This window comes from Bradyrhizobium sp. UNPF46 (genome assembly GCF_006658625.1).
In the GTDB taxonomy this organism is placed as follows: Bacteria; Pseudomonadota; Alphaproteobacteria; order Rhizobiales; family Xanthobacteraceae; genus Bradyrhizobium; species Bradyrhizobium nitroreducens.
In genome coordinates, this window is the sequence record NZ_LFJB01000072.1 from 1 (window position 1) to 15,399 (window position 15,399).

The 15,399-nt window shown below is 65.5% G+C and carries 13 protein-coding genes and 1 riboswitch; of the genes, 3 read left to right on the top strand and 10 right to left on the bottom strand.

From position 1 onward, the window contains the following. Positions 1–92: 92 nt before the first annotated feature. Positions 93–183: riboswitch (Fluoride riboswitch) on the bottom strand. Between the two features lie 206 nt (positions 184–389). From UNPF46_RS26390 to UNPF46_RS26400, 3 genes are all read left to right on the top strand, one after another. Further along, complete coding sequence (locus tag UNPF46_RS26390; RefSeq protein ID WP_100179240.1) at positions 390–1,253, top strand: DUF1194 domain-containing protein; 864 nt, start codon at positions 390–392, stop codon at positions 1,251–1,253. Between the two features lie 166 nt (positions 1,254–1,419). Then, complete coding sequence (locus UNPF46_RS26395; protein ID WP_100179241.1) at positions 1,420–2,058, top strand: hypothetical protein; 639 nt, start codon at positions 1,420–1,422, stop codon at positions 2,056–2,058. A 196-nt stretch (positions 2,059–2,254) separates the two neighbouring features. Further along, complete coding sequence (locus UNPF46_RS26400) at positions 2,255–2,872, top strand: hypothetical protein (RefSeq protein ID WP_142251953.1); 618 nt, start codon at positions 2,255–2,257, stop codon at positions 2,870–2,872. Here UNPF46_RS26400 and UNPF46_RS26405 read toward each other — a convergent pair. The 10 genes from UNPF46_RS26405 to UNPF46_RS26450 all read right to left on the bottom strand — a co-directional run bounded on the left by UNPF46_RS26405 (position 2,869) and on the right by UNPF46_RS26450 (position 15,193). Beyond that, entirely contained in the window at positions 2,869–3,942 is a 1,074-nt protein-coding gene (locus UNPF46_RS26405) for an Acg family FMN-binding oxidoreductase (RefSeq protein ID WP_246668737.1), read from the bottom strand. The genes UNPF46_RS26400 and UNPF46_RS26405 overlap by 4 nt on opposite strands. A gap of 96 nt (positions 3,943–4,038) precedes the next feature. Further along, positions 4,039–5,301, bottom strand: coding sequence for a class I SAM-dependent RNA methyltransferase (locus tag UNPF46_RS26410; protein WP_142251955.1), 1,263 nt, complete (start codon positions 5,299–5,301; stop codon positions 4,039–4,041). Next, on the bottom strand, positions 5,294–6,028 hold the full coding sequence (locus UNPF46_RS26415; RefSeq protein ID WP_100179245.1) for a TlyA family RNA methyltransferase: 735 nt from the start codon (positions 6,026–6,028) through the stop codon (positions 5,294–5,296). The genes UNPF46_RS26410 and UNPF46_RS26415 overlap by 8 nt, the downstream gene beginning before the upstream one ends. A 26-nt stretch (positions 6,029–6,054) precedes the next feature. After that, positions 6,055–6,609: a nucleoside 2-deoxyribosyltransferase gene (locus tag UNPF46_RS26420; RefSeq protein WP_100179246.1), complete on the bottom strand. Its 555-nt coding sequence runs from the start codon at positions 6,607–6,609 to the stop codon at positions 6,055–6,057. 39 nt (positions 6,610–6,648) lie between these two features. Next, positions 6,649–8,577 (bottom strand): 1-deoxy-D-xylulose-5-phosphate synthase, encoded by a 1,929-nt coding sequence (dxs, locus tag UNPF46_RS26425; protein WP_142251956.1) that lies wholly within the window; start codon positions 8,575–8,577, stop codon positions 6,649–6,651. A gap of 615 nt (positions 8,578–9,192) precedes the next feature. Further along, positions 9,193–9,444, bottom strand: a complete 252-nt coding sequence (locus tag UNPF46_RS26430; protein ID WP_100179247.1) for an exodeoxyribonuclease VII small subunit — start codon at positions 9,442–9,444, stop codon at positions 9,193–9,195. A 73-nt stretch (positions 9,445–9,517) separates the two neighbouring features. After that, positions 9,518–10,447, bottom strand: coding sequence for a histone deacetylase family protein (locus tag UNPF46_RS26435; RefSeq protein ID WP_142251957.1), 930 nt, complete (start codon positions 10,445–10,447; stop codon positions 9,518–9,520). A 123-nt stretch (positions 10,448–10,570) separates the two neighbouring features. Then, entirely contained in the window at positions 10,571–12,226 is a 1,656-nt protein-coding gene (locus UNPF46_RS26440) for a bifunctional metallophosphatase/5'-nucleotidase (protein WP_142251958.1), read from the bottom strand. 228 nt (positions 12,227–12,454) lie between these two features. Further along, positions 12,455–13,213 carry an enoyl-CoA hydratase-related protein gene (locus UNPF46_RS26445; protein ID WP_100179250.1) on the bottom strand — a complete coding sequence of 253 codons (759 nt, stop codon included), beginning with the start codon at positions 13,211–13,213 and terminating at the stop codon, positions 12,455–12,457. Positions 13,214–13,414: 201 nt separating this feature from the next. Next, a complete protein-coding gene (locus tag UNPF46_RS26450; protein ID WP_142251959.1) occupies positions 13,415–15,193 on the bottom strand; it encodes an acyl-CoA dehydrogenase family protein in 1,779 nt (592 codons plus the stop codon). Positions 15,194–15,399 lie beyond the last annotated feature (206 nt).

A 15,399-nucleotide genomic window follows, 5' to 3' on the forward strand; every position in this document is an offset into this window, starting at 1 on the left:
CGTCTTCGCCTTTGTCCCCAGACAACAAAAAACCCGCCAGCGGCGGGTTTGTCCATGCTCCCGCCGAAGGCAGAGGCTCAAAGATTGCCCCTCCTCAAGCAGGAGTCATCAGCCCACTACGGTCCAAGATTCGGGTTCAAGGCCGCCGGGCGGTTGTCGGGGGACTCCATCCCCATCTGTGCGGCCAACCTAGCACGGAAATCGCGTCGGACAAGTGGGCGTGACAGCGTCTCCACATCGCACGTGTTTCGACGGCGCAAGCATGGCAGCGGGGTGGCAGCTTTGCGCAATGCGCGAATTCCTAACTCGAATGTGAAGCGCAGACGATCTTCGCGCTTTGCGGCAAGGCGATTGCATGTCACCATCACGTCATACGACGGGAGGCTGCGATGCGCTTGCTGTTCTCGATCGGGGCTGTACTGGTTGCCGGCATGTTTGCCGGAGGGGACGTCGCGGGCATCGCGGCACCAGGGCCGAAATTCGAGCCGCCCAAAACGCAACCGCAGCGGCTTGCGGCCGACAGAGACGCGCAGACGGTCGACGTCGAGCTGATCCTCGCGGTCGACGTGTCCTATTCCATGGACATGGACGAGCTCGCGATCCAGCGCGAAGGCTATGCGCAGGCGATCCAGTCGAAGGAGTTTCTCCAGGCGCTGAAGCTCGGCCCGAACGGCCGGATCGCGGTGACCTATTTCGAGTGGGCCGCCTCGAGCGACCAGAAGATCATCATTCCCTGGCGGCTGGTCGACGGCCCGGAGACGGCCGATGCGGTCGCCGCCGAGATCATGAAGACGCCGATCCGGCGCGCCTCGCGCACCTCGATCTCGGGCGCGATCATGTTCGCGATGCCGCTGTTCGACGAGGATCCCTATCGGGGCTTGCGCCGCGTCATCGACATTTCCGGCGACGGCCCCAACAACAATGGCGGCCCGGTCACGGTGGCGCGCGATGCCGCGCTGGAGAAGGGTATCGTCATCAACGGGCTGCCGATCATGGTCAAGGAGCCGTCCTATTCGACCATGGATATCGACAATCTCGATCTCTACTACGAGGACTGCGTCGTCGGCGGTCCCGGCTCCTTCGTCATCACGATCAAGGATCGCGACAAGTTCAAGGAGGCGATCCGCACCAAGCTGCTGATGGAGGTGGCCGGCCGTACGCCCGAGCGTCCGGTGATGCGGGTTGCGGACAAGGAGCCGCGAGTCAATTGCCTGATCGGCGAGAAGATCTGGTCGGACCGCTGGGGGCGCTGAAGGCCACGGCTGAGACCTTTTGCCCATCCAGCCGGCAGTTGAGTTTAACGGCTCGTTAACCGGCGCGGGTCCCTAATCGCATGGTTTCTGTTCGTTTCCGGTCGGCATCCCGACATTGCCGAGGCGGACGAAAGCGGGTTTGTCAGGCCCGTCCCCGAGCAATCCAATGGCCATCGTCTCATCGAGCACCAGTCAGATTTCGCCAGCCAACGAGCGCCTGTATCACCAGAGCGCTCTGATCGGCGACTGGAAGGGCAATTGGGTGGGCAACGGAAATCAGCCCGTCGGCTTCAAGGTCGTGAACATCCGCGGTGCCCGGGCGCAGGTCGAATACACCCATAACGGGCACACCGAGCGTGGCTTTGCCGAGGTCCAGGGCACGCTCATCACCTTTGGCGGGGTCACGGTCGGCACCAAGGACGGCAAGAACATGGTGATGCTGTTCTCCTTCGGGGGCGCGGGCAAGCAGACCGCGAACCTGGAGAAGCAGGCCCCGCCGGCTTCCGACAGTCGCCTCATGGGAAGCTGGGGCGGCTATTCTCCCGACAACGGCAAGAGCGCGAGCTTCAAGGTCCTGGCCGTCAATGGCAAGGAAGCGCAGGTCAGCGTCACCACCGACGGCGTCACCCGCCAGGGCACCGGCTACGTCTACAAGAACGTCATCATGTTCGGGCAGGCCCAGATCGCAACCGACGACGGGCAGAACGGCAAGATCATCTACCAGGTCGGAACCAAGTCCTTCATGGTGCCGGTGACGAAATATCCGCCGGCGGATTCATCGTCCTCCGTGGACAGGACGGCATAGCTTTCACGGCCGCGGGCCGCCGGATTGCGCCGGTCCCTTCACCCGTCGGTCGCCCTGTCGCAAGATCGTGCAGCCCTGTGCGAAGCCGCCACACCGATCAATCGCCAGACCTGCGGCTGCGACATTGGTACGGCCGCTCCGCTGGCATTGGTGATGTTCAAGGGGTATAATCTACAAATTCTGACGGTAGATTTTAATGTTCAGCCTCGCCTCGTCACGTCGTCTGGCAACTCCGCTCGCGGTGCTTTGCCTGGCCGCAGCACCGGTCCATGCGCAGGTCGCGCCGCTGAGATATTGGATTCCGGGCGGGCCCTTCGGCCTCAGCGGCGGCGCCGGCCAGAGTTCCGACACGTACGGCAACTTCACCAGCTTCAATGCGGGCGACGCAAGCGGGCGGACCAATTTCGCGAACGGCTTCTTCGTCGGCAGCCAGCGCGGCAACCTCAATTGGAGCGGTCTTGCTCAGACCGGCTTCAATCAGAACGGGCTTGCCAGTAATTTCAGCGCGCTCTCCTACGACAGCACGCAGTTCGGCTACACCACCAAGAGCTTGGGCGGCATGCCCGTCACATTCTTCGCCGGCTTCGACACGCTGAAATACAATGGCGGTATCGGCAGCTCGGTTGCGCCGCTGACGTCCGGCACAGCGCCCGGCACCAGCGCATTTGCAGGCATCGAGTTCAAGCCGACCTCCAATCTCAGCCTGTCGTTCGGGGCCGGCGTGATCCAGCAGGACTCCGGCCGCATGGACAGCGATATCAGGTCGAACATGTTGCCCGGCGAGTCGCCGGCATTGAGCGGGTTGCGGCGTTAGGATCGCATCACCAGCTCCGGCGGACGCCGCGGCGATTTCGGCAGGTCCGGACCGGTTCCGAAACGCATCACGATATCCGGACGGCGTTCGCCAAGACCAAGTGAGGCCGCAAATTGCGGCCTCAACGCTGCCACCTCGACCGGCTGGTTGACGAAGGAATATTTGAGTCCGAGCGCGGTTGCCTGCAAACCGAAGCGCTGGCAGGCGCGGCCGACCGCGATCCAGTGCGCCTTGTCGCTGCGATCGGCAGCGAGCACGACGACGCCAGAAGAGCTGGCGAGCTGCTCGCGGTACTTCTTGTTTTCTCCGCTCTCGGTGAAGAAGAATTTCAGCAGCGGCCGTGCCAGCCATGACGGCAGGGACGGATTTCCCGAGGCGGGCGCGAACAGCCCGTCCATGGTTGCGAGCGCCTCCGCCTCGTTGAAGCGGATCCAGCTCATGAGCTCGCGCATGAAGGCCTTGTCGCGCATTTGCGCCGAATTGCCTTCGAGCACGTAATCGGTAACCCCGGCGATCGCGGCGCGATCGGTCAGCAGGAGAGCCGTGACATCAGGTTCGCGGCAGGCGTCCTCGAGCCGGCGCAAAATCTCGGGCGTGGCCGACCTGCCGTCGAAGACGGCGCGGGTGCATTGCCGGACCGGTATCGCGGCCGCCAAAGGCGATGCGGCAGGCGGCGCTTCCTCGAGCGCGATCACGATCCGGTTGCCGTCGATGACCGGGGCGGCGCGCCAGCCCAGCGTGGACGCCGCGAGGATGAGGTTCTCGGCGGCGCAGCCGAGGCTGACGAATAAATGATGATCGTCCGGATCGACGGCCGGACAGCGGCGCGTGAAATCCGGTGCAATCGTGATCTCGTTGCCGCGTGCCGAGAAGATCCACGGCTGGGTGTTGTGGCTGTTGGCGGCGAGCGTGGCAAAGCGCACGAGCTCGCGATCCCGCGGCGCGGCCTGCAGCGGAGCCCGTGACGTCTTCACGGCTTCGTCGTAGGTCATGGCCGCAGCTGCAGCAGGGTCGATCGCTGCCCCGGAAAGTCCGAGCGCGGCCGCGATGAATTGGCGTCGGTCAACCACGAACGTCCGCTCCACGTTGAATTGCGCAGGACGCCTTTAACGTCAGCGAACGGCGGCGCGATTGACTGGCATCAAGCCTGGAGGACGTTCGCTCGATTATGAGCTCGCGGTCTGCCGCGTGAACCGCGCCACCAGCTCCACATGCGGCGTGTGGCGGAACTGGTCGACAGGCATCACCGTTTCCAGCCGATAGCCGCCGTCGATCAGGAGCCGCGCGTCGCGGGCGAAGGTCGCGACGTTGCAGGACACCGCCACGATGACAGGTACCTTGCTGGCGGCAAGCTTCAGCGCCTGCGCCTGCGCGCCCTGGCGCGGGGGATCGAACACGACGGCATCGAAGTCGCGCAGCTCCGGCGGCACCAGCGGGCGCCGGAACAGGTCGCGCGGCTCGGCTTTGATCGGCTTCAGGCCCGGCGTGCGCGCGGCTTTCGCCAGCGCTGCGACGGCTCCGGCATCGTTGTCGTAGGCGGTGACACGGGCCTTCTCGGCAAGCCGCAATGCGAACGGGCCCACGCCGCAGAAGAGGTCGAGAACCTCCTTGGCCTTGCCGACGCGCTCGGTGACGAGTGCGGCCAGCGTTTCCTCGCCCGCTACGGTCGCCTGCAGGAACGAGCCCGGCGGCAGCGTGACTTCGGCGCGGCCCATCTTCACCGTCGGCGGCAGGCGTTGCAGCACCAATTCGCCGTGCCGCGTCAGCCGCGCCAGGCGGTGCTGCTCGGCGACGCGGGACAGCGCCGTGACCAGTGGCGTCGGCAGCGGGCCGGAGCCGCGCACGTCGACATCGAGGCCGTTGGCGGTCGCGGTGACCTGGATGTCGAGTGGCTTGGTCACCGGCATCTTCGACGTCAACGGCTCGGCGATCGCCCAGGCGGCCTCGAGCGCGCCATCGAGCGCGGGATCGAGGATCGGGCAGCGATCGATCGGGATGACGTCGTGCGAGCTCGTCGCGGAGAAGCCCACCTTGAGGACGTCATGCGTGCCGCAGCGGCCGTGCAGCGTGATGCGCCGGCGGCCGGCGCCATGGGCATCGACCAGCGACGCCACCTCGCAATCGACGCCGGCCTGCGCCAGTGTCTCCACGACGATGCCGCGCTTCCAGGCGCGGTACGGCTCGGCCGCCCAGTGCTGGATGGCGCAGCCGCCGCAGACGCCGAAATGCGGACAGAACGGTGCGATGCGTTCCGGGCTTGCGATCTCCACGGCGAGCAGCTTGCGTCGATCGGGATGATGACCCACGACGTGGTCCACCTCGACGGTCTCGCCGCCGAGCGTGTAGGGCACATAGACCGCATCGCCCGTGGTGAGCGAGACACCGTCGCCGCGATGGCCGACATGGTCGATGGTGAGACGTTCAACCACGGCGCGCGCCCAGGAAGAATTCGATATTGCCGTCGCCGCCCGCGATCGAGGAGGGGAACACCTCGATGTCGGTGCAGCCGAGCGAGGCCGCGAAGGCGGCGATGTCGTCGCAGATCTCCCGGTGCACGGCGGCGTCGCGGACGATTCCCTTCTTGTTGTGCTTCCTGTCCGCCTCGAACTGCGGCTTGATCAGTGCGAGCAGGCTCATCGGCGCAGCGGCGAGGGAGAGCGCCACCGGCAGCACCGTCTTGAGCGAGATGAAGCTGACGTCGATGACGACGACATCGGGCCGCGCCGGCAGCCGTTTGCCGTCATAGGCGCGGATGTCGGTCTCCTCCATCGACACGATCTTGGGATGACCGCGCAGCGAGGGATGCAGCTGGCTGGTGCCGACGTCGATGGCGAACACCAGGCTCGCACCGTTCGCCAGCAGAACCTCGGTGAAGCCGCCGGTGGAGGCGCCGACGTCGAGGCAGACATGATCCTCGATCTCGATTCTGTAGCGCTCCAGCGCGCCGGCAAGCTTGACGCCGCCGCGCGAGACATAGGGGTGTGCTGGCTCGGCCTGGATCACGGCGTCCTCGGCGATCGTCTCCGACGGTTTCGCCACCGGCTTGTCGTCAGCCGTGACGAGGCCGGCCTCGATCGCCGCCCGCGCCCGCGCCCGGCTCTCGAACAGGCCGCGTTCGACCAAAAGAACATCCGCGCGCTTGCGGGCAGGGGACAACCGACTCTCCAGAACAGGGCTGGCGCTCACTTAGCCATCAATCGCGCGGCCGCCATCCGGACGCAAGCCTCGAACGCGGCGAGATCGCGCCAGACGTCGATCGGCATCGTGGCCGGCGTCACCAGCGGGCAACCGTGCAGCTCCAGCGCATGGATCATCATGAGGTTGTCGACGAGGCCGAAATCCTCGACCGTCAGTCCCTGCGCGTCGATCAGCCGCCCGTGCTCGGAGGTGACGTCCATGAAGCGACCGAGGCGGTCGGCGTAGGTGGCGCCATCGTTGGAATAAGCCAGGCAGAACTTGCGGCGGCCGGCCATGTAGCCGAGCTCGTAGACGGTGCCGGGGTCGGCACCGGCGCCGCGGAACGGCGTCAGATTGGCGATGATGGCGTCAGCCTCGTCCATCATCGCTTCGTTGCCGCAGAAAATCTTCCGCGCGGCATCGGGCGCGGCGAGATCGATGGCGTTGTCGAGGGGATAGAGGCCGGTGAGGCCGTAGCGACCGCAGATATCGACCTTGCGCCGGCCGATCTCGATGGCATCCGGCAGGAACACGTCAGGCCCTGCCAGATAGATCTTCATGAAAGTCGCGCTTGCTTCGCCGAAGGTCGAAGCTCGCCCTCAGGCCAGCTTGACCGTCTCGGCCTTGACGTCCTTGCCGAGCGCCTCGAACACCTTGGCGACGATGCCCTTGGCGTCGAGACCGGCGCGGGCGTACATCGCCGCCGGCGTGTCGTGGTCCTGGAACACGTCGGGCAGGACCATCGAGCGGAACTTGACCATGCCGGTGTCGAGCACGCCCTGATCGGTCAGGAACTGCGCGACATGCGAGCCGAAGCCGCCGATCGAGCCTTCCTCGACAGTGATCAGCACGTCGTGGTCACGGGCGAGCTTGAGCACCAGCTCGGTGTCGAGCGGCTTCATGAAGCGTGCGTCGGCAATCGAGGTCGAGAGGCCATGGGCGGCGAGCTCGTCGGCCGCCTTCTCGCATTCGGCGAGGCGTGTGCCGAAGGAGAGCAGGGCGATCTTGCTGCCCTGACGGATCATGCGGCCCTTGCCGATCTCGAGCGGAATACCGACCTCGGGCATCTCGATGCCGCGGCCTTCGCCGCGCGGATAGCGCAGCGAGCTCGGACGATCGTTGATCGCGACCTGGGTCGCCACCATGTGCACCAGCTCGGCTTCGTCCGCCGCCGCCATGATCACCATGTTGGGCAGGCAGCCGAGATAGGCGTTGTCGAACGAGCCGGCATGGGTCGCGCCGTCGGCGCCGACGAGGCCGGCGCGGTCGATGGCGAAGCGGACGGGCAGGCTCTGGATCGCGACGTCATGCACGATCTGGTCATAGCCGCGCTGCAGGAACGTCGAGTAGATCGCGCAGAACGGCTTGTAGCCTTCGGTCGCAAGACCCGCGGCGAAGGTCACCGCGTGCTGCTCGGCGATGCCGACGTCGAAGGTGCGGTCGGGGAAAGCCTTGTTGAAGATGTCGACACCGGTGCCGGACGGCATCGCCGCGGTGATGGCGACGATCTTGTCGTCTTTCTGCGCTTCCTTGACGAGGCTCTGGCCGAACACGTTCTGATAGGCCGGCGCGTTCGGCTTGGACTTGGCTTGCGTGCCCGTCGCGACGTCGAACTTGACGACGGCGTGGTATTTGTCGGCGGACGCTTCCGCCGGACCGTAACCCTTGCCCTTCTGCGTCACGACGTGGACCAGGATCGGGCCGGTCTCCATGTCGCGGACGTTCTTCAGCACGGGCAGCAGATGGTCGAGATTGTGGCCGTCGATCGGGCCGACATAGTAGAAGCCGAGCTCCTCGAACAGCGTGCCGCCGTCCATCATGAAGCCGCGCGAATATTCCTCGACGCGGTTGGCGCGGTTGGCGATGACCTTGGGCAGACGCTGGTTGATCTGCTTGGCGGCCTCACGCAGCGTACGATAGGTCTTGCCGGAGTAGAGGCGCGACAGATAGGCGCTCATGGCGCCGACCGGCGGCGCGATCGACATGTCGTTGTCGTTGAGGATGACGATCAGGCGCGAGTTCATCGCTCCCGCGTTGTTCATGGCTTCATAGGCCATGCCGGCCGACATCGCGCCGTCACCGATCACGGCGATGACGTTGTTGTTGCCGCCGGCGAGGTCGCGCGCGACCGCCATGCCGAGGCCGGCAGAGATCGAGGTCGAGGAATGCGCCGCGCCGAACGGATCGTAATCGCTCTCGCTGCGCTTGGTGAAGCCGGACAGGCCGCCGCCGGTGCGCAGCGTGCGGATGCGGTCGCGGCGACCGGTGAGGATCTTGTGCGGATAGGCCTGATGGCCGACGTCCCAGATCAGCCGGTCGCGCGGCGTGTCGAAGACGTAGTGGATCGCGGTGGTGAGCTCGACCACGCCGAGGCCCGCGCCGAAGTGACCGCCGGTCACCGAGACGGCATCGATGGTCTCCTGCCGCAGCTCGTCGGCGACCTGGCGAACCTGCTCGACCTTGAGCTTGCGCAGGTCTTCCGGCGTCCGGATGGTGTCGAGAAGCGGCGTTTTACTATATGCGTTCACGGCGATTTCCAATTTGTCAGCGCCGGAAGGTCATTCCGGTGCGCGATGGGTTTGCACAATATCGGCGCAGCGCGAGTCCTCAAACCGTCGGAGCCACCTGCATGGGGCCAAGCCTCTTCTTCAAGCTGACAACCCCGTCTTCAAGCTTAGGTAAGCTTAAGTGCGCTCCGGTTCAGTCTCTGTGATCCCTGTCACTTAGATCGGCTTCGTCCGTCCCAGCCAATTTCATTAGCAGTTTGAAGCGCTTGTCGTCGGAATTCTCTGCCCACGCAAGGCTTGCAAAAAGCCACACTCCGCGCAGCTTTACACCAAAGCTTGGGCCAAAGCCAACCCGCCGGACCGATTAGGGGTATGCAGATGCAACCGCCGGGCCAGAGTGGTTAACTGCGGTCCGGGACCGAGGGTTCCTGGTCTCCCGGTCCTTCGGCAGGCTTTTTACCCCGAATGAGGTGGCTTTTCACCCGCTGAGCGCGGATTCGGCACGGACAATGTCGGGCCCGCCCGGATGGAACCGCACCCCCAGCCAGCGTGCGATCACGAAAGGATACGACCGGCCGCGCCCCTGCGCGAGGAAATTTCAAACCAACTCTCTCAGGGGAGACGCAAGGGCCCGGCCTACTGGACGTCGAGCGGTGCCGTGCCGGCGGCCTGGCCGCTGGCATCGGTGGTGATCTTGTCGACGCGCGCCTCGGCCTGGCGCAGCAATTCCTCACAGCGGCGCTTCAGCGCCTCGCCGCGCTCATAGATCGACACGGATTCCTCGAGCGGCACCTTGCCATCCTCGAGCCGCTTCACGATCGTCTCGAGTTCCTCGATCGCGCGCTCGAAGGTGAGGCGGGAGACGTCGACTTGGGTGTTTTCGGCCATATCCGTTTCCGATTGCCCGATTCGCTCAGCCCACAGTGAAGGCGGGTTTTGCGGGCTTAATGTGGCGGGTGCGTCAAGCGCCCATCAGGGCGCCGACATGCGCCGTAACAGATTCTTTCAGTCCTTGCAGGTCATAGCCGCCCTCGAGCACCGACACAACGCGTCCTCCCGCGGTCTTGTCGGCGAGGTCCATCAGCTTGCGCGTGACCCAGGCATAGTCCTCGGCGCGCAGATTCAGCGAGGCCAGCGGATCGCGGTAATGCGCGTCGAAGCCGGCGGAGATGACCACAAGCTCGGGGCTGAATTTTTCGAGCTGCGGCAGGATCAAATTCTCGAACGCAGAGCGGAATTCCGGCCCGCCGTCCTCGGATGCGAGCGGCGCGTTGACGATGGTGTCGTGATCGCCGCGCTCGCTCTTGGCGCCGGTGCCCGGAAACAGCGGCATCTGATGCGTCGAGCAGTACATCACGGTGGGATCGGACCAGAAGATGTCCTGCGTGCCGTTGCCGTGATGCACGTCGAAATCGACGATGGCCGCGCGCTTGATGCCGAATTTGCGTTGCGCGTGCCGCGCGGCGATCGCGACGTTGTCGAAGAAGCAGAAGCCCATCGGCTTGCCGATCTCGGCGTGATGTCCGGGCGGGCGCACCGCGACGAAGGCGTTGCGATGCTCGCCCGCCATCACCGCTTCGGTCGCCGCGACCGCGCCGCCGACGCCGCGCATCACAGCTTCCCAGGTGCCGGGGGACATCGAGGTGTCGCCGTCGATATAGACCTGGCCGCTGGTCGGCGCGATGTGGCGCAGCTCGGTGACGTAATGCTCGTTGTGGCAGAGCGTGACGAGATCGAGGTCGCCCTCCGGCGCCTGGTCGCGCACCAGGAACTGGAAGCGCTCATGCGACAGCGCTTCCTCCACGGCACGCAGCCGGTCCGGCCTTTCGGGATGTCCCGGCGGCGTCACATGGTCGAGGCAGGCCTTGTGGGACAGGAGAAGCGTGCTCATCAGCTCGGCCTCATGGGATGCGGACTCTCGGCGTCGCTTGGCGTATCCGGCGCCAAAACGCAATGCAAAACCCAATCTAGGCACTTGGGGGAAAATGGCAAACGGCGGCCCGCTTGATCCGGATCAATTCACCCGCAGGATGCGGGTGGGCGGTAACGGACCGATCGGCCCGTGCGCCCGGAAGAACGCGAACAGCGCGTCCGCGTCGTAGCCGCCATATTGCGGCGAGGTGCCCTGTTTGGCGACGGTAAAGCCGTCGCCGCCGACGGCGAGGTAATCATTGAGGGTGACGCGGTAGCCGCTTCCAGGTTCGATCGGCCGGCCGCTCAGCATCATCCTCTCGGGGATCACGCGCTCGCCGAATGGCTTGGACGCATCCCAGGCATAGCTGAATCCGTCCGAGACCTGGAGGATCCGCGGCCGCTTCGGGTCGAGCCATTGCTGCTCCAGCATGTCCTTGAGCTGGCTGCCGGTCAGCGTCATCGTGACGAGGCGGTTGCGGAACGGCTGGCTGGCGAAGACGTCGCCGAAGGATATCGCGCCGTTCTCCTTCGGCACGATGTCGGTGCGTATTCCGCCGGGATTGGTGAGCGCGATGACAGCGCTGCCATCCTGGGCCGACCTGGTCGCGGCAAGCTGCGCGTCCGCGATGACGTCGCCGAGCGCGCTCTCGCCGGCTTCATTCGGCACGCGCGACAGCGTCTGCGTCACCGATCCCGCTGGCCGGTTGGCGATCGGCGCGGATACCCTGTCATAGGCGTCGATCAGCGCGGTCTGCTCGGGATCCTTCGCCAGCGACGCGTTGGCGACGATGACGTTCTCGCCCCTGGCGCTGACGATATCGCGGGTCACAGGATCGAGCCTGAGATCGATCGCTGTGACCAGCGTGCCGTATTTGTCGCCGCTGGTGACGAGCCGTCCGTCAATATCGCAGACATAGGCGCGGTGGGTATGGCCGCTGACGACGACGTCGACGGCGCGGTCGAACTTCTTGACGATATCGACGATCGGCCCGGTGATGCCCGGGCATTCGTTGTAGTCGCCGGCGGGCTCGCCGCCCTGGTGGATCAGCACCACGATCGCCTCGACACCGCGCGCCTTCAGCTGCGGCACCAGGGCGTTCACCGTCTCGGCCTCGTCGCGGAATTCGAGCCCGGCGATGCCAGCGGGTGATACGATGCCCGCGGTCTCCTTCAAGGTCAGCCCGATGAAGGCGACGGGAATGCCGTCGAATTCGCGGATCTCATAGGGCGGCAGCACGCTTTGACCGGTCGCGGTCTCCACGGTGGACGCGGCGAGATAGCGGAATTTGGCGCCGGTGAAGGGATGTGGTCCCTGGCACCCGTCGACCGGATGGCAGCCGCCGTTCTGCATCCTGAGCAGCTCGGTCTTGCCCTCGTCGAATTCGTGATTGCCGACCGAAGTGATCGCAAGTCCCATCATCGACAGCGCCTCGATCGACGGCTCGTCGTGAAACATCGCCGACAGGAACGGGCTCGCGCCGATCAGGTCGCCGGCCGCGACGAAGATCGTGTTCTTGTGCCCTTCGCGCAGCTGCTTGACCAGCGTCGCCATGTATTCGGCACCGCCGGCCGCGACCATCACCTTCTTGCCTTTGTCCTCGGGATCGCTGATGCGAATGCCGCCCGGCGGCGGCCGCAGATGGCCGTGGAAATCGTTGATCGCGAGGATGCGCAACTCGACGGGGGCGGCGGTCTGGGCCGAGGCGGGGAGGGCGCAGGCGAGAGCGAGAGCGGCAAGGACGGATCGGTATCGCATGGAACCAGATTAGTCGGTCCGCGCGAAGATTTCACGAAGCATTGTCGTGAACGAGCCGCGCTTTCTTCCTTCTCCCCCTGTGGGAGAAGGTGGCGCGAAGCGCCGGATGAGGGGTTCTATCCGCGAATGACGGAGTGAGATGTGCTCGCGGAGACAACCCCTCACCCGTCTCGCCGCTATCGCGGCGGGCCACCCTCTCCCACAAGGGGAGAGGGGAAGAGAGAACTCCTACCGTTTCTTCCGGTTCGCGAACGCGTTGAACGCCGCCACCGCTTCGTCCGACTTCAGCCGCTCGCCGAACAGATGGCCTTCCTGGTCGATGCGGCGGGTGAGGTCTTCGGCCGGCGCGCGCAGCAGCTTGCGCGAGGTTGCGACCGCCTCGGCCGGCAGGCGGCAGATATCGCGCGCCACCTTGCGCGCCTCGACCTCCGTATGTCCCGGCGACACCACGGTGTTGACGAAGCCGGCGGCATGGGCCTCCGCGGCGGAGAAGGTCCGCCCCATCACCAGCATGGCAAAGGCGCGCTGATAGCCCATCGTGTTCGGCATCAAGAGGCTGGCTGCGCCGACCGGCACCAGGCCGAGATGGATATAGGGTGCGGAAAAGGTCGCGGCATTCGAGGCGAGCACGTAGTCGCAGTGGAACAGCATCACGGTGCCCATGCCGATCGAGGCGCCGTCGACGGCCGCGATGATCGGCTTGACGTTGAGGGCGAGCGAATAGAGAAACTTGGCGCCTTCGGACAGCGTCTCGGGGCGCGACGTGTCGGCTTGCATGAAATCGTCGATGTCGTCGCCGGCGGTGAACACGCCGGAGCCGCCGGTGATGATCATGCAGCGGATATCGGGGTTGTTCTGCGCGGTGTCGATCGCGCGGCTCATCTCCCGGTACATGTGCTGGGTGATCGCGTTCTTCTTGCCCGGACGGCGCAGGGTGATCACGCGTGTTCCGCGCTCCTCGGTGACGACGATATTGCCATTCGCCATGAGAACTCCCTGCGCTCGCAGCTTCGCGAGTCTCGCCGGGCATCAGCCTACATCATCCCGCAGGCGTGCCAATGCGCTGGGTCAAGCTTTTCGGCGCCAATTTCCGCAAGGGGCACCGCCGCGCATTGCGACGATTGACGACGATATTTGGAGAAAGCCGGCGGTTGTGGGCGGGATAGCCTCTCGTGCCGCGGACGCGGCTTACCCCAGCAGCACCGCATCCGCCGCCGCAACCGACTCCGCGCTCTCGGTCACCGTGCGTTCGAGCGCGGGCGCCTGCACGGTGATGTTCTCGGCAAAGAAGCGCGCCAGCGAGACGTAGCGCGCGGCGTCCGTGTTGCCCTCGGCTTTCGCGGCCAGTGCCTCGGAGGCGAGCAGGCAGCCGCCGAGCGTGGCGCCGAATTGCTGCAGATAGGGCGTCGCGCCGGCGAGCGCCTCGTTCGGCGCGGACGTCACGCGCTCCAGCAGCCATTTGCTGCTGCGCGTCAACGCATCGAGTGCTTCCCGCAATTTCGGACCCGTGGTGCCGAAGGCGGGATCGTTGGAGGCCTCGACCTGCTTGACGGTGGCTGCGAGCTCGTCGAGCAGCGCCCACACCGAGGCGCCGCCGTTCGCCGCCAGCTTGCGCGTGACGAGGTCGATCGCCTGGATGCCGTTGGTGCCCTCGTAGATCGCGGTGATGCGCGCATCGCGATAATGCTGCGCAGCGCCGGTCTCCTCGATGAAACCCATGCCGCCATGGATCTGCACGCCGAGATAGGCGACCTCGTTGCCGATGTCGGTGGAATAGCCCTTGGCCATCGGCGTCAGCAGCGCGGCGCGCGCGGCGGCATCGGCTCGCACCTTCGGGTCTTTGGCGCGGGTCGAGACGTCGATCGCGACCGCGGTGGCATAGCAGATGGTGCGCGCGGCGGCGGTCTGCGCCCGCATCCGCATCAGCATGCGCTTGACGTCGGGATGCACGAAGATCGCGTCCGAGCCGTCGCCCTTCTTGCCGACGGCGCGGCCTTGGCGGCGCTCCTGCGCGTAAGACAGCGCCTGCTGATAGGCGCGGTCGGCAACGCCGACGCCTTCCAGGCCGACGCCGAGGCGGGCCTGGTTCATCATCGTGAACATGCAGCGCATGCCCTGGTTCTCTTCGCCGATCAAAAAGCCGATCGCGCCGCCATGGTCGCCCATGGTCATGGTGCAGGTGGGCGAGGCATGCATGCCGAGCTTGTGCTCGACGCCGCTGGCAAAGATGTCGTTGCGCGCGCCGAGCGAGCCGTCGGCGTTGACCATGAATTTGGGAACAAGAAAGAGAGAAATCCCCTTGGTGCCAGCGGGCGCGTCCGGCAGACGCGCCAGCACGAAATGCACGATGTTGTCGGTCATGTCGTGCTCACCATAGGTGATGAATATCTTCGTCCCCTTGATGCGATAGGTGCCGTCGGCCTGCTTCTCGGCGCGGGTCCGCAGCGCGCCGACGTCGGAGCCGGCCTGCGGCTCGGTCAGCTGCATCGTGCCGGTCCATTCGCCGGAGACGAGCTTTTCGAGATAGATGGCCTTCAGCTCGTCACTGCCATGGGCATCCAGTGCTTCGATCGCCGAGGCCGTCAGCAGCGGGCAGAGGCCGAAGGCGACGTTGGCCGCGCTCCAGATCTCGGTGCAGGCGGCGTTGATCGCGATCGGCAGGCCCTGGCCGCCGAAATCTTCCGGGCCGGACACAGCGTTCCAGCCGCCTTCGGTCCAGCGCTTGTAGGCGTCCGGCCAGCCCGGCGCGGTCGTGACCTTGCCGGCGTCCAGCTTGATGCCGTGCTCGTCGCCGACCTTGTTGAGCGGCGCCAGCACGTCGGTTGCGAACTTGCCGGCTTCCTCCAGCACGGCCGCGGCAATGTCCGTATCGAAATCGCCGTAATGACCGGCCTCCACGGCAGCCTTCAGGCCGGCGCCATGGTTGAGCGACAGCAGCATGTCATTGATCGGCGCGCGGTAGGTCATGGTTCACTCCCGTGGACAAATATTGGCGCCGTATTCCCATGAAACGGGGGAGGTCTCAATGGGCGGAACGCCTCCTGCCGGTCCCCCGGCCCTATAATAGAGTGTGGCGCGGCCGGTCCCCGGGCCAGCGGTATTTTGCCCCTCCAGGCGGTTGAAATGCCGCGCCGCTCCCTATAGACCGGCTGCGATCGGAGGGAATCTGCGGC